Raw genomic sequence first — 13,971 nt, 5'->3', positions numbered from 1 at the left:
CGTCGAGCCGATATCCCCAGAAGCATCGAAATCCTCGTGCCGCCAGAGAACTTGCCGATCCTAAGCTGGCTCGGTATCAAACCGTCAAAATCACTGTGACGAGCCACTAGTCCGTCGTCAACGCGGTCTCCATGTCGGTTGGGTCGACCTGTTTGGCGAGATTGGCATTGAGCTTGTCGCGGTCGAGCTCACCCTCCCACCAGGCGACGATCACGCAAGCCACGCCGTTGCCGCACAGATTGGTCAGCGCGCGGCACTCGCTCATGAACTTGTCGATGCCGAGCACGATCGCCATGCCCGGCACCAGCCGCGGATCGACCACCGCAAGCGTCGCCGCCAAGGTGATGAAGCCGGCGCCGGTGATGCCGGAGGCGCCCTTCGAGGTCAGCATCGCCACGATCAGGATGGTGATCTGCTGGCTGAAGGTGAGATCGAAGCCCAGCGCCTGTGCGATGAACAGGGTCGCCAGCGTCATGTAGATGTTGGTGCCGTCGAGGTTGAACGAGTAACCCGTGGGCACCACGAGGCCGACCACCGATTTCGAGCAGCCGAGACGTTCGAGCTTCTCCATCAATGACGGCAGCGCGCTCTCAGAGGACGAGGTGCCGAGCACGATCAGGAGCTCGTCCTTGATGTAGGCCAGGAACTTGAAGATCGAGAACCCCGCGATCCGCGCGATGATGCCGAGCACCACGAACACGAACAGCGCGGCGGTCAGATAGAACGTCGCGATCAGCCCCATCAGGTTGAGGATCGCGCCGGTGCCGAACTTGCCGATGGTGAAGGCCATCGCGCCGAACGCGCCGATCGGCGCCGCCCGCATCACGATCGAGATGACGCCGAACACGGCGTGCGCGGCGTCGTCGATGAACGAGCGGATGGTGTGGCCGCGCTCGCCGAGGCCCATGATCGCGAAGCCGAACAGCACCGAGAACAGCAGCACCTGCAGGATCTCGCCCTGCGCGAATGCACCGACCACGGTGTCGGGAATGATGTGCAGCACGAAGTCGACGCTCTTCTGCGCCTCCGCCTGCTTGGCATAGCCGGCAACCGCCTGCGCATTCGCCGCCGCATTGCCGAAGCCGGCACCCGGCCTGACCAGATTGCCGACGAGCAATCCGATCACCAGCGCGAAGGTCGAGACGACCTCGAAATACACCAGCGCCTTGACGCCGATGCGGCCGACCTTCTTGGCATCTTGTATATGGGCGATGCCCGATACCACGGTGCAGAAGATGATCGGCGCGATCACCATCTTGATCAGCTTGATGAAGCCGTCACCGAGCGCCTTGATCCACTCGTTGGTGGCAAGGCCCGGCCACAACCAGCCGACCAATGCGCCGAGCACGATCGCGATCAGGACCTGGACATAGAGAACTTTATACCACGGCTTGCTGCCGGCGCTCGCCGGCGCAGCCGTGACAACGGTTGCCGTTGCCATGTGTCACTCCCCCTCAGAAATGGCGGAAACAGCCAAGATCAACTTGGCGGTTCAAGTCAAATGGAACTGTGTGGGCCCTGCCGCTTATCCGCGATGATCCGCCCGCCACAGTGCCGGCGAAACCACGGCACTGCGCTGCGAAACCGATCCGAAAGGCAAAGCGAACGCCGGAAGGCTCTTGATGGCTCTTGGAGTTTGAAGGCTCCTGGAGTTCGCGGGCTATTTAAGCCAATGCGCGATCCGTGCAACTGCTTCCTGCATCTCCGCGGCCGAGCGTGCATAGGAATAACGGATGAAGGCGCGGCCGTGGATCGGATCGAAATCGACGCCGGGGGTCGCCGCGACATGCGCCTTCTCGAGCATCTCGCTGGCGAAGGCGAAGCTGTCGAAGGTGAAGTCGGAGACGTCGGCATAGAGGTAGAACGCGCCGTCAGCGGGAAGGAATTTGGTCAGGCCGGCCTTCGGCAGCCCTTCGATCAGGATGCGGCGGTTCTCCTGATAGCCGCGCTTGATCGCCTCCATCTCCTCGCGGCCTTCGAACGCCGCTTCGGCCGCGATCTGCGACAGGGTCGGCACCGAGATCGACAGGTTCTGCTGCAGCCGCTCGATCGGCCGCACCAGCACGTCGGGCACCACCATCCAGCCGACACGCCAGCCGGTCATGCAGAAGTACTTCGAGAACGAGTTGATCACGAGCGCGTTCGGCGACAGCTCTGCGGCCGTCACCGCAGGAAACGCATAGTCGAGCCCGTGATAGATCTCGTCGGAGATGAAGCGGATGCCCGCGCTGTCGGCGGCCGCCATCAGGGTCGACAGCGCCTCGCGCGACATCATGGTGCCGGTCGGGTTGGCGGGGCTGCCGACCAGCACGCCCTTCAGCGGCGCCTTGCGATGGGCGGCGAGCAGCGCCTCGCCGGTCAGGGCATGGCGGGTGTTGCCGGAGGTTTCGATCAGCACCGGCTCGCAGCCCAGCGCGGTCAGGATATGCCGGTACGGCGGATAGCCCGGCACGGTCACGGCGACCCGGTCGCCCGGCTCGAACATCGCAAGAAACGCCAGGATGAATCCACCCGACGAGCCGGTCGTGACGATGATGCGCTCAGCGTCTACCGCGCAACCATACGTGTCGCTGTAGTGCCGGGCGATGCGTGCGCGCAGCGAGGGAACGCCGAGTGCCGAGGTGTAGTCGATCCGCCCGTCCGCAAGCGCGGCCTGCGCGGCCGCGATCGCCGGCTTCGGCGCGCCTGCGGCAGGCTGCCCCACCTCCATATGGATGACATGGCCGCCGGCGGCCTCGATTCGCGCGGCCGCCGCCATCACGTCCATCACCATGAACGGCGGAACATCGCTCCGTCCGGACGCTGTCAACAGGCTGCCTACACGGTCTCTCGGTGTCGCTTCACGCATGGATTTCTGCTATTGCACGGCCGCTGCCGAATTCGGGTTCCCGTTACCGGCTGCCGCCCCAGACTGGCCGCATTCGGTGGCTCCTTATAACGCTTTCAGGCCTAGTGAATACCCGGTTCGCGTGAAGAAGAACTGCAAAAACAACAGACTGCGCCACGCGCCTGATCCGGTCGGGCCCGGAACACGGACTTGTGCCGGCGCGTCCAGTCATCGCCGATAGATCGCCCATGCTGTTCCGCCTCGCGCTTCGCACCAGGACCTTCAAGCTGACCGCGCTCATGACCGCGGTTGCGCTCGCGGTCGGCCCCGTGGTCCCTGCGCGAGCCCAGCAAAAAGGCCCGCCGGTGCTGCGCGACACCGAGTCCGAGCAGCTGTTGCGCGAATACACAAGGCCGATCCTGCGCGCCGCCGGTCTGGAGAAGCAGAACATCCAGATCGTGATCATCAACGACGGCTCGTTCAACGCCTTCGTCGCCGACGGCCGGCGCATCTTCGTCAATTACGGCGCGCTGCTGCAATCGGAGACGCCGAACCAGATCATCGGCGTGCTGGCGCACGAGACCGGCCACCTCGCCGGCGGCCATCTCGCCAAGATGCGCGAGCAGCTGGCGCAAGCCCAGACCCAGATGATCATCGCGATGCTGCTCGGCGTCGGCGCGCTGGCCGCGGGTGCGGGCGGCCGCGGCGGCGGCAATGGTCTCTCCAGCGCCGGCGCCGCGGCGATCTCGGCGCCGCAAGCGGTCATTCAGCGCACGCTATTGTCCTATCAACGCCAGCAGGAAGAGAACGCCGACCGCGCCGGCGTCAAGTTCCTGAATGCGACCGGACAATCCGCCAAGGGCATGTACGAGACGTTCAAGCGCTTCACCGACGAGAGCCTGTTCGCCTCGCGCGGGGCTGACCCTTATCTGCAGTCGCATCCGATGCCGGTCGATCGCGTCTCCGCGCTGCAGGAACTGGCGCGCTCCAGCCCCTATTGGGACAAGAAGGACGATCCGGCGCTGCAGCTGCGCCACGACATGATGCGCGCCAAGATCTCGGGCTTCATGGAGCGGCAGGACACGGTCTACCGCCGCTATCCGCTGTCCAACACCAGCCTGCCGGCGCGCTATGCACGCGCGATCACGACCTATCTGCACGGCGATCTGCGCTCGGCGATCGCGCAGATCGACGGCTTGATCCAGGTGCAGCCCAACAATCCCTATTTCCATGAATTGCGCGGCCAGGCGCTGCTCGAAGGCGGCCGGCCGGCCGAAGCCATCGCGCCGCTGCGCCGCGCAGTGCAGCTCTCCAGCAATTCGCCGTTGATCGAGATGCTGCTCGGCCAGGCGCTGGTCGCCTCGGACAACAAGGCCTACACCGACGAGGCGATCAACATGCTGCGTGCCGCGGTGGCGCGCGAGCCCGAGGCGCCGCTCGGCTATACCCAGCTCGCGATGGCCTACGGCCGCAAGGGCGACTATGCCCAGGCCGACCTCGCCTCGGCGCAGGCCGCCTATCTCCGCGGCGACACCAAGACCGCCCGCGATCTTGCGTCACGCGCCAAGACGCGGTTCGCGATCGGCACGCCCGGCTGGGTCAAAGCTGACGACATTGTGAGCGCCAAGCCCATGCCGGGTCAGAAAAACAACTAGAAATAAACCGTAGTTCCATACAACGATCACCGAAACCGGCTCACGGCCCCGCCGTTTTTTTGAGCCACCGCGAACAAGGATTTTGTCATGCCAGCGCTTCGTTTTCTTGCCCCTGCCCTGCTCGCGCTCGGCGTTTGCGCCGCGCCGCTTCCGGCGTCCGCGCAGAGCTTCACCGACACCCAGCGCGGCGACATCGAGACCATCGTGCGCAACTATCTGATCGCGCACCCGGAGGTGCTCGAAGAGGCGATGAACGAGCTGAGCAAGCGGCAGGCCGCCGCCGAAGCCGAGAAGCATGAGCAGAGCGTCGCCAAGAACGCCGACACCATCTTCAATTCGCCGCGCGGCGTCATGCTCGGCAACAAGGACGGCGACGTCACCTTCGTCGAGTTCTTCGACTACAATTGCGGCTACTGCAAGCGCGCGATGTCCGACATGCTCGATTTGATGAAGGCGGATTCGAAGCTGAAGGTCGTGCTGAAGGAATTCCCGGTGCTGAGCCAAGGCTCGGTCGAGGCCGCGCAGGTCGCGGTCGCCGTGCGCATGCAGGATCCGACCGGCAAGAAGTATCTCGATTTCCACCAGAAGCTGCTCGGCGGCCGCGGCGCCGCCGACAAGGCGCGCGCGCTGGCGGTCGCCAAGGAGGTCGGTCTCGACATGGCGAAACTCGAGAAGGATATGGCGAGCCCCGAGGTGAAGGCGACCATCGAGGAGAACTTCCGCCTCGCCGAATCCATGGGCATGAACGGCACACCGAGCTACGTGATCGGCAAGCAGGTCGTGATCGGCGCCGTCGGCGTCGACAACCTCAAGGAAAAGATCGGCATCGCCCGCTGCGGCAAGGCGACCTGCTGATCGCCGCTCCGACAGCGCTCATCGCGTACAAGATCCGGCTGCGATGCAGCCGGATTTTTTGTTGCCGCCACCCGAACCGATTCCGCGCGGGTCGCAACCAAGGGCCGTCACCAACGACGCAAGTCGCGCGAAGCCGAAAATATAGCGCGACCTAATCTCGAGATCGAAGAGCATTTCGGCGGCTTCAATTTCGGCGGCGGCAACGGCCAGCTCGATCATGCGGGCGCGGAGTTCGACTGGGCCTGCGGTTGAAGCAGCCGCGCATTCATCTCGCGCGTTCATCGCGCATTCACCTCAAGAACAAACCGCAAGGAACCGCAAATCAACAGGAACATCGCACATGCTCTCCCGTTGTCGGCGCGGGCAATGCTGAAAAACGAGGAGGAATTGCGATGTCTAACCGCTTTCTGATTTCGGTCGCGGCGGCGGCTTTGATCGCCGGCACCGGTTTCGCGAACGCACAGGGCGCCGGCGGCGCCAACAAGGAAACCGGGGCCGGTGGTGGTGCGACCACGCAGCAGTCTGCACCGTCCGGTGGTGCGTCATCGGGCACCATGCAGCATGACAAGAGCGGCATGAAGGGTTCCGAGCATTCGACGACCGGTGAGTCGAGCACCAAGGGTGCGGAGTCCGACAAGTCCGGCACGGCCACCAAGGGCGCGCAGGACAGTACCCAAAAGTCGAAGGGCATGAGCTCGGAGAACGAAGCGACCAAGGGCTCCAAGGAGGGCTCGAAGGACATGAAGGCCGAAGGTCGCGACAAGAGCGGCAACATGAAAGCCGAGGAGCGTGACAAGAGCGGCAAGATGAACGCCGAGGGCCGCGACAAGAGCGGTGCCGGTGCCACGACCAACCAGAACGCTCAGACCAAGAGCCCGGCCGACCCCAACCGCGCGCAGACCAACGACACGAGCCGCACGCAGACCACGACCGGTAACGCGGCAACGTCGGCCACCGCGGCTCCGCCGCCCGAGAAGCGCACCCAGATCACGACCGCGATCAAGTCGGAGCACGTGACCGAAGCCACCAACGTGAACTTCAATGTGGCGGTCGGCACCCGCGTTCCGGCTGACGTTCACTTCTACCCGGTGCCGGAGCGGGTCGTGACGATCTACCCGCAGTGGCGCGGCTATCAGTTCATCCTGGTCAAGGGCCGCTACGTGATCGTGCAGCCTGAGACCCATGAGATCGTCTACATCATCGAGGGCTAAACCGGCCTCGGTGCGAGGGCGCCCAAACGGGCCCTCGCCTTCATCTCGACCCCGCCCCTTCGGGGCGGGGTCTTGCTTTCGGCCGCACCCCGCATCGCGCCGGTGGATGGCGGGCCGGAGCGCCCGCTGAAGGCAGCTTCCGCAAGATTTGGTTAATCAGCATTTTCCGCAGGTTAGGGCAGGCACCTAACAGGGTGGAGGAAGTTGTTGAAGACGTTCCGATTTCACCTAAAGACTTCCCCTTCGGCCGGTTGTTACCTATAACCCGGCCCACTCCACCCCTTGTCGGACCCCCTCTCGGAACCTTTGGCCGGAACTTGGCAGGAAACTCTGGAATGGCTGCTGCCGGAACGATCTATGTGCTGAACGGCCCGAACCTCAATCTGCTGGGGACGCGCGAGCCGGAGACCTACGGCCATGCGACCCTCGCCGATGTCGAGAAGCTGTGCGCGGACACCGCACGCCAGTTCGGGCTGACCGCCGACTGCCGGCAGTCCAACCGCGAGGGCGAACTGATCGACTTCATCCATGAGGCCCACGCCAAGAAGGCGGTCGGCATCATCATCAACGCCGGTGGCTACTCTCATACCTCGATCGCGCTGCATGACGCGCTGATCGCGGTCAAGATCCCCGCGGTCGAAGTTCACGTCAGCAACATCCACGCCCGCGAAAGCTTCCGACACCACTCGTTCACTGCTAAAGCCGCCTTCGCGTCACTTTGCGGCTTCGGCATCGACGGCTACCGGCTTGCGATCATCGGCCTCGCCACCAGGATCGGCGTCAAGATCGACGCCAAGCCAAAGACTTAATCGTCAATCCTGACGTTCCCCGTCACCAGACAAAGATTTCGGATCACAGAGCATGGCGCGCCAGCCAGACGACAAATCAACCGCAAAAAAGAACGACTCCAAGAGCGACGACAGCGCCCTCATTCGCGAACTCGCGCTGCTGCTTGCGGAAACCAATCTGACCGAGATCGAGATCGAGCGTGCCGGCCTGCGTGTCCGCGTCGCGCGCAACATCAGCATCGCGGCCTCGGTGCCCGCCGCCTCCGTGGCGGGCGTTGCCGCACCGGCCGCCATTGCCGTCCCGGTGGCTGCGGCTGCGACCGATCTCGCCAAGCACCCGGGCGCCGTGCCGTCGCCGATGGTCGGCACCGCCTATTGGGCGCCCGAGCCGGGCGCCAAGCCGTTCATTGAAGTCGGCACCAAGGTCTCCGCCGGCCAGACGCTTCTGATCATCGAGGCGATGAAGACGATGAACCAGATCCCGTCGCCGCGCGCGGGCACCGTGACGCAGATTCTCGTCGAGGACGGCCAGCCGGTCGAATTCGGCGAGCCGCTCGTCATCATTGAATAGCTTCCGTCAACACCAGGCGCTGCGATGTTCGACAAGATCCTTATAGCCAATCGCGGCGAGATCGCGCTTCGCGTGCTGCGCGCCTGCAAGGAGCTCGGCATCTCGACCGTCGCGGTGCATTCCACCGCCGACGCCGACGCCATGCATGTGCGGCTCGCCGACGAGAGCGTGTGCATTGGCCCGCCGCCGTCGAAGGATTCCTATCTCAACGTGCCGGCGCTGCTCGCGGCCTGCGAGATCACCGGCGCCGACGCCGTGCATCCCGGCTACGGCTTCCTGTCTGAGAACGCGCGCTTCGCCGAAATCCTCGCCGACCACAATCTGGGCTTCATCGGACCGAAGGCCGAGCACATCCGCCTGATGGGCGACAAGATCGAAGCCAAGAAGACCGCCAGGCGCCTCGGCATTCCCGTGGTGCCCGGCTCGGACGGCGCGGTGACCTCGGAGGCCGACGCGCTCGCGATCGGCAGAGACATCGGATTCCCGGTGCTGGTCAAGGCGGCGGCCGGCGGCGGCGGCCGCGGCATGAAGGTCGCCCATACCGAGGCTGACCTCGCGCTCGCGCTCTCGACCGCGGCCAACGAGGCCAAGTCGGCGTTCGGCGACGCCTCGGTCTACCTGGAGAAATACCTGCAGAAGCCGCGCCACATCGAGATCCAGATTCTCGGCGACGGCCGCGGCGGCGCCATCCATCTCGGCGAGCGCGACTGCTCGCTGCAACGCCGTCACCAGAAGGTCTGGGAGGAAGGCCCCTCGCCCGTGCTCGCGGCGGCGGCGCGCGCCAGGATCGGCGAGACCTGCGCCAAGGCGATGCGGGACATGAAATATCTCGGCGTCGGCACCATCGAATTCCTCTACGAGGACGGCGAGTTCTATTTCATCGAAATGAACACGCGCATCCAGGTCGAGCATCCCGTCACCGAAAGCATCACCGATATCGATCTCGTGCTGGAGCAGATCCGGATCGCCGCCGGCGGCGACCTTCCGGCCAAACAGGACGACATCGCGATCATCGGCCACGCCATCGAGTGTCGCATCAATGCGGAGAACCCGCAGACCTTCCGTCCCTCGCCCGGACGGATCACGCAATTCCATCCGCCCGGCGGCCTCGGCGTGCGGATCGATTCCGCCGTCTATCAGGGCTATGTGATCCCGCCCTATTACGACTCGCTGGTCGGCAAGCTGATCGTGCACGGCAAGACCCGCGGCGAGTGCCTGATGCGGCTGCGCCGGGCGCTGGACGAGATGGTGGTCGACGGGATCGAGACGACGCTGCCGCTGTTCCGCGCGCTGGTGCGCGAGCCCGACATCATCGAGGGCGACTACCACATTCACTGGCTGGAGCAGTACCTCGCCGGCCAGCCATCCGACGCCGCAAAATAGTTCGGAACTCCGTGGAACCCAGCCCTTCCTCAAACGTACTATAGGGTTATTGGCTTTCCACGGGGACGCGTTGAATCCCACTCCCATAGCGAGATCGTCGTGACGGTCGTTTCACGACGCCGGTCGACGTTACAGATCCTCCTGCTGTCGGCGGGATTTTTCGTGCTGGTCGCGGTCAGCGTGGCGTCCGTCCTGCTGGTCAACAAGGCGCGCGAGGACAACGCCTGGGTGATTCACACCGTCGAGACCGACAGCCAGATTGCCAACCTGCTGCTCGACATCAGGCGCGCCGAAAGCGCGACCAGGGCGTATCTGCTGACATCAGCACCACAATACCTGTCCGAGTACCAGTCCGCGGCAGCAGGAGTCCCGGCCGCGCTCAACCATCTCCAGATGATGACCGTGGACAATCCGGCGCAGGTTGCCAATGCCGCGAAGCTCAAGGCCGCCGTCGAGCAACGGCTGGCCGAGTTCGCGCTCAGCATCGAGCGCGTCAAGAACAACGACACGGCGACCAGCATCGACGTCCTGCGCAAGGCCACGTCGACCGATGCAATCGAGGCGATCGCCCGGATCGGCCGCGACATCCGCACCGAGGAGGATCGGCTGCTGGCGGTACGCACCGCGACGGCGGACAAGACCCAGGTGCTGGCCTCCTCCGTCACGATCGCCGGCTCCTGCATGGTGCTGGCGCTCGCCGCTCTCTCAGTGGTGCTGCTGCGGCGATCGTCGCGGGCGCGCGACGAGGCCGAGGCCAGGTTGCGCGACAGCAACGTCAATCTCGAAACCATCGTTGACGAGCGCACCTCCGACCTGCGCGAGGCCAACGAGGAAATCCAGCGCTTCGCCTATATCGTCAGCCACGATCTGCGCTCGCCGCTGGTCAACATCATGGGCTTCACCAGCGAGCTCGAGGAACTGCGCGGCGACATCTTCAAGCGGATCGCCACGCTCAATCGCGCCGCCTCGCTGGCGCCGGCGATGCCGGAAGACGCGACCGATGTGGCCGAGCCAGAGCTCGAAGGCTCCGACAAGCAGCTATCCGACGACTTCAATGAATCGCTCGGCTTCATCAAATCGTCGATCGCCAAGATGGATCGCCTGATCAGTGCGATCCTCAATCTCACCCGCGAGGGCCGCCGCGAGTTCAAGCCCGAACGCATCGATCTGCACGAGCTGATCGACGGCATCGTCAAGACGATGGCTCACCAGGCCGTCGAGGCCAACGCGACCGTCGAGGTCGGCGCGCTGCCCAATATCGTCAGCGACCGCCTCGCGCTGGAGCAGATCTTCTCCAATCTGATCGACAACGCCCTCAAGTACCTCAGGAACGGCGTTCCCGGCGAGATTTCGATCGAGGGCCGCACCAAGCTCGGCTTCGCGATCTTCGAGGTCACCGACAACGGCCGCGGCATCGATCCGAAGGACCACCAGCGCATCTTCGATTTGTTCCGTCGGGCCGGAACCCAGGACAAGCCCGGTCAGGGCATCGGGCTTGCCCATGTCCGCGCACTTGTGCGCAGACTGGGCGGCACCATGTCGGTAGCATCGGAACTTCACAACGGCAGCACCTTCACGATCACGCTGCCTATCAATTGGTCAGGCAAGAACCGGGACAAAGTGACATGAGTGATCCAGTCACCATCATCATGATCGAAGACGACGAGGGCCATGCCCGCCTGATTGAGCGGAATATCCGGCGCTCGGGTGTCAACAATGAGATCATCCCGTTCACCAACGGTACAGAGGCGGTCAACTACCTGTTCGGCAAGGATGGCAGCGCCGTCGAGCGCAAGGGCCAGGCCCTGCTGATCCTGCTCGATCTCAATCTGCCCGACATGACCGGCATCGATATTCTGAGGCGGGTCAAGGAGAACAAATATCTCAAGTCGACGCCGGTGGTCGTGCTGACCACGACCGACGACTCCCAGGAGATCAAGCGTTGCTACGAGCTGGGTTGCAACGTCTACATCACTAAGCCGGTGAACTACGAAAGCTTCGCCAACGCCATTCGTCAGCTTGGCCTGTTCTTTTCCGTGATTCAGGTGCCGCCGGCTGCCGTATGACCAGCGCAACGCCGACACTGCTCTACATCGACGACGACGCGGCGCTGGCGCGCCTCGTCGAACGCGGGCTGACGCGCGCAGGCTACAAGGTCGTGCACGCCGCAAGCGGCCAGGAAGGCCTCGATCGGCTCGCCCAGGGCGGCATCGACGTCGTCGCGCTCGATCAGTATATGCCCGGCCTCGACGGGCTGGAGACGCTGGAGCAGATCCTCAAGATACCGGACGCTCCGCCGGTGGTGTTCGTCACCGCGTCGCAGGATTCGGCGATCGCCGTCACCGCACTGAAGGCCGGCGCGGCGGACTATCTGGTCAAGGACGTCAGGGGCGAATTCATTCCCCTGCTCCAGGTCGCGGTGAACGGCGCGATCCGGCAGGCCGCGCTCCAGAAGGCGCGCGACGAAGCCGAGGCCGAGGTGCACGCCTCGCGCGACCGCTATGCCGCGCTCGCCGCCGAGCGTGAGGTCCTGCTCCGCGAGGTCAACCATCGCGTCGGCAATTCGCTGCAGATCATTGCCTCGCTGCTGCATCTGCAGGCCAACTCCGCGACCCAACAGGATGTGAAGGCCGCGCTCACCAACGCGATGGGGCGCGTCGCGGCGGTCGCACAGGTGCACCGCCGCCTCTACACCTCGCAAGACTTCAAGACGGTGATGCTCAACCAGTATCTCGAGGCACTGCTCGAGGATCTCCGGCGATCGGCCGAAGGCAACAAGATGTCGCGGCTGACCTTGAAGTCCGACCCGATCGAGATCGATCCCGACCGCGCGGTCGCGATCGGCATCATCGTCAACGAGTTGGTGATGAACGCCGTGAAGTACGCCTACCCCGACGGCGCCGGCCCGATCCATGTCGAGCTGAAGCCGCAAGGCGACGATCTGCAGCTCGCGATCAGCGACGACGGGGTCGGCTTTTCCGACAAGGCCGATCCGCGCGGCACCGGCATGGGCCAGCGGATCGTCAGCGCGATGGCAGCCAAGCTCGATGCCAGCGTCGAGCGCGACCCCGGCCACAAGGGCACCCGCTTCGTGGTGCGGTTCGCCCGCGTCAGCCCGGCGCTCGACAAATCGACAAGCGCCGCCGCCAGCTAATGCCGCCAATTTCAGCAAATTCGATTGATTTGTCCGGTTCGCTTTAACGACTGCGTCATGCTGTTGATGAATCGCGGCGCGCCAAGCCTGACCGATTAAGGAAGTTCTGGGCGTCCCTTGCGATGCTTGTGCCGACTGCTTGGCAGGAGCGGCACGCGATGTTCGGGCGCAGGCCAATTTTTGGAAAGAAGCAAGAGACGACCCAAGAGACAAACTCGGGCGAGCTCAAGGAGACCGTGCGTCCGGCGCCGGGCGCCGAGGGCGCGACGCCGGCTTTTCACAAGCAGCAGTGGGATCACCCGCTGATCGGGTCGATGCTGCGCGATGCAGGCTTCGCGCCTGCTGACGAAGCCAGCATCGTGCCGACGGCAGACAATCGCCTTGCCGTGTTCGCGGCGGCCAACAAGCGATTGCAAGACCGCACCGAGACCTTCAACCGCGACATGACGGCGTGGCACGGCCACTGCCACGCGGTGCCGTTCCTGGTCATCGACCAGAAGATCTGGGATGGACCGCATGGCGCGTTTCTCTACGCGCAGATGGGGCTGATCGGCTACGACGAGTGGAACGTGATCATGCTGGCAGAAGACCCGCAGACCACGGCGTCATGCGGCCTCGCAGGCCATCCCGGCTTCCTTCCATCCGTGACGCAAGTCATGACCGAGCATGTGATCACGTGGAAGGCGCGGCACAACGCTCTGCTCGAGACGTACGGAATCACCACGACCGGTGGCCGGGATATCTCGCACGAACAATACGAGATGGAAAAGGACACCTTGCGCAACGAAATCATCGACAAGGCCGGCTGGATGAAGCTGCGCATCATCGACGAGCTCTTGCGCAAGGCCTAGAGGCATCAAGCCTTTGCGAAGCGCCTCACTCGTGCCTGCCGCGGTGCCGGCGTGCGCGGTGCGGACGGCAGTCCTGGCACGGCGCGCCAAACACAACCTGCGACGGATAGGGTCGCGCGGAATGCCACGGCGTCGAGCCGAACAGGCCGGCCGCACCGAACCCCGCGCTGAAGGGATCGGCCGCGAAATTGCCGGGGAAATAGCCGTTGCTGCGAAAATCCCGGTCGTCGTCCCTGCCGTCGAAATACGCGCCGCCGGCACTGCCGTAGCGCAACGGCCGCTGCTGGGCCGATGCCGCGGCTACGCTGAGCGCGATGGCGGCGCAGGCGATCAATCCTCTCATGGCGATCATGGCCAGAACCCTCATTGCGGAAGGGTGCCCCAGTCGCCCTTCCAGGCGATCAGGCGTCTTTTGCCGAATTGCAGATAGAGCCCGTCGCTGCGCCTCGACAGCACGCTGCCCCTGACATTGGGCAGCGCGACGAACAATTCATTGCCCGGCGTGCCGCGCACGTAATTCAGGGGAACGCCGAGCGACCGGCTGGCCTGGTCGGCGCTCATGCCGAAGGCGAGCGGAACGCTGTTCGGTGGCCGCTGCTGCGCGCGGGACGCGCCGGTCGATGCGCCGAGCCCGATGACGAGGGCAACGAGGAGTGTCGCGAAACGCTGCATGGCT

At 64.4% G+C, this 13,971-nt stretch carries 15 protein-coding genes; 10 read left to right on the top strand and 5 right to left on the bottom strand.

Features of this window, described 5'->3' with window-relative positions:
• Positions 1-106 precede the first annotated feature (106 nt).
• Together ACZBJS_RS20210 and ACZBJS_RS20205 are read right to left on the bottom strand one after the other, a co-directional pair.
• Complete coding sequence (locus ACZBJS_RS20210) at positions 107-1,441, bottom strand: dicarboxylate/amino acid:cation symporter (protein WP_057020000.1); 1,335 nt, start codon at positions 1,439-1,441, stop codon at positions 107-109.
• A 219-nt stretch (positions 1,442-1,660) separates the two neighbouring features.
• Positions 1,661-2,848, bottom strand: a complete 1,188-nt coding sequence (locus ACZBJS_RS20205; protein WP_463439060.1) for a pyridoxal phosphate-dependent aminotransferase — start codon at positions 2,846-2,848, stop codon at positions 1,661-1,663.
• 227 nt (positions 2,849-3,075) lie between these two features.
• Here ACZBJS_RS20205 and ACZBJS_RS20200 point away from each other — a divergent pair, with 227 nt between their 5' ends.
• Both ACZBJS_RS20200 and ACZBJS_RS20195 read left to right on the top strand, forming a co-directional pair.
• Positions 3,076-4,482, top strand: a complete 1,407-nt coding sequence (locus tag ACZBJS_RS20200; RefSeq protein ID WP_057019998.1) for a M48 family metalloprotease — start codon at positions 3,076-3,078, stop codon at positions 4,480-4,482.
• An 87-nt stretch (positions 4,483-4,569) separates the two neighbouring features.
• Positions 4,570-5,337, top strand: coding sequence for a DsbA family protein (locus ACZBJS_RS20195; protein WP_057019997.1), 768 nt, complete (start codon positions 4,570-4,572; stop codon positions 5,335-5,337).
• An 18-nt stretch (positions 5,338-5,355) separates the two neighbouring features.
• Here ACZBJS_RS20195 and ACZBJS_RS20190 read toward each other — a convergent pair whose 3' ends face one another.
• A complete protein-coding gene (locus ACZBJS_RS20190) occupies positions 5,356-5,556 on the bottom strand; it encodes a hypothetical protein (protein WP_057019996.1) in 201 nt (66 codons plus the stop codon).
• A 173-nt stretch (positions 5,557-5,729) separates the two neighbouring features.
• Here ACZBJS_RS20190 and ACZBJS_RS20185 point away from each other — a divergent pair, with 173 nt between their 5' ends.
• The 8 genes from ACZBJS_RS20185 (at position 5,730) to ACZBJS_RS20150 (ending at position 13,295) form a co-directional block, all read left to right on the top strand.
• Entirely contained in the window at positions 5,730-6,548 is an 819-nt protein-coding gene (locus ACZBJS_RS20185) for a DUF1236 domain-containing protein (RefSeq protein WP_229163207.1), read from the top strand.
• Positions 6,549-6,883: 335 nt separating this feature from the next.
• Positions 6,884-7,357, top strand: coding sequence for a type II 3-dehydroquinate dehydratase (aroQ, locus tag ACZBJS_RS20180; protein ID WP_076832260.1), 474 nt, complete (start codon positions 6,884-6,886; stop codon positions 7,355-7,357).
• 52 nt (positions 7,358-7,409) lie between these two features.
• Complete coding sequence (gene accB / locus ACZBJS_RS20175) at positions 7,410-7,907, top strand: acetyl-CoA carboxylase biotin carboxyl carrier protein (protein ID WP_057019993.1); 498 nt, start codon at positions 7,410-7,412, stop codon at positions 7,905-7,907.
• 24 nt (positions 7,908-7,931) lie between these two features.
• The gene (gene accC, locus ACZBJS_RS20170; protein ID WP_168857928.1) at positions 7,932-9,290 is read left to right on the top strand and encodes an acetyl-CoA carboxylase biotin carboxylase subunit; all 1,359 of its coding nucleotides are present in this window, start codon (positions 7,932-7,934) and stop codon (positions 9,288-9,290) included.
• Positions 9,291-9,389: 99 nt separating this feature from the next.
• The gene (locus tag ACZBJS_RS20165; protein ID WP_253590366.1) at positions 9,390-10,919 is read left to right on the top strand and encodes a sensor histidine kinase; all 1,530 of its coding nucleotides are present in this window, start codon (positions 9,390-9,392) and stop codon (positions 10,917-10,919) included.
• The gene (locus ACZBJS_RS20160) at positions 10,916-11,356 is read left to right on the top strand and encodes a response regulator (protein ID WP_057019991.1); all 441 of its coding nucleotides are present in this window, start codon (positions 10,916-10,918) and stop codon (positions 11,354-11,356) included. Before ACZBJS_RS20165 ends, ACZBJS_RS20160 begins: the two co-directional genes overlap by 4 nt.
• On the top strand, positions 11,353-12,444 hold the full coding sequence (locus tag ACZBJS_RS20155) for a sensor histidine kinase (protein WP_463439059.1): 1,092 nt from the start codon (positions 11,353-11,355) through the stop codon (positions 12,442-12,444). The genes ACZBJS_RS20160 and ACZBJS_RS20155 overlap by 4 nt, the downstream gene beginning before the upstream one ends.
• Before the next feature lie 158 nt (positions 12,445-12,602).
• Entirely contained in the window at positions 12,603-13,295 is a 693-nt protein-coding gene (locus ACZBJS_RS20150) for a hypothetical protein (RefSeq protein WP_463439058.1), read from the top strand.
• A gap of 25 nt (positions 13,296-13,320) precedes the next feature.
• On the opposite strand, the gene ACZBJS_RS20145 is transcribed toward ACZBJS_RS20150, so the two are convergent.
• Positions 13,321-13,647: a BA14K family protein gene (locus tag ACZBJS_RS20145; protein WP_229191252.1), complete on the bottom strand. Its 327-nt coding sequence runs from the start codon at positions 13,645-13,647 to the stop codon at positions 13,321-13,323.
• A gap of 11 nt (positions 13,648-13,658) precedes the next feature.
• A complete protein-coding gene (locus ACZBJS_RS20140) occupies positions 13,659-13,967 on the bottom strand; it encodes a hypothetical protein (protein ID WP_316395779.1) in 309 nt (102 codons plus the stop codon).
• Positions 13,968-13,971: the final 4 nt, after the last annotated feature.

The sequence above is a fragment of the Bradyrhizobium sp. KZN70725 genome (assembly GCF_055264925.1).
The sequence above is the reverse complement of the archived record's forward strand: the minus strand, read 5'-3'. Positions and strand labels throughout refer to the sequence as shown.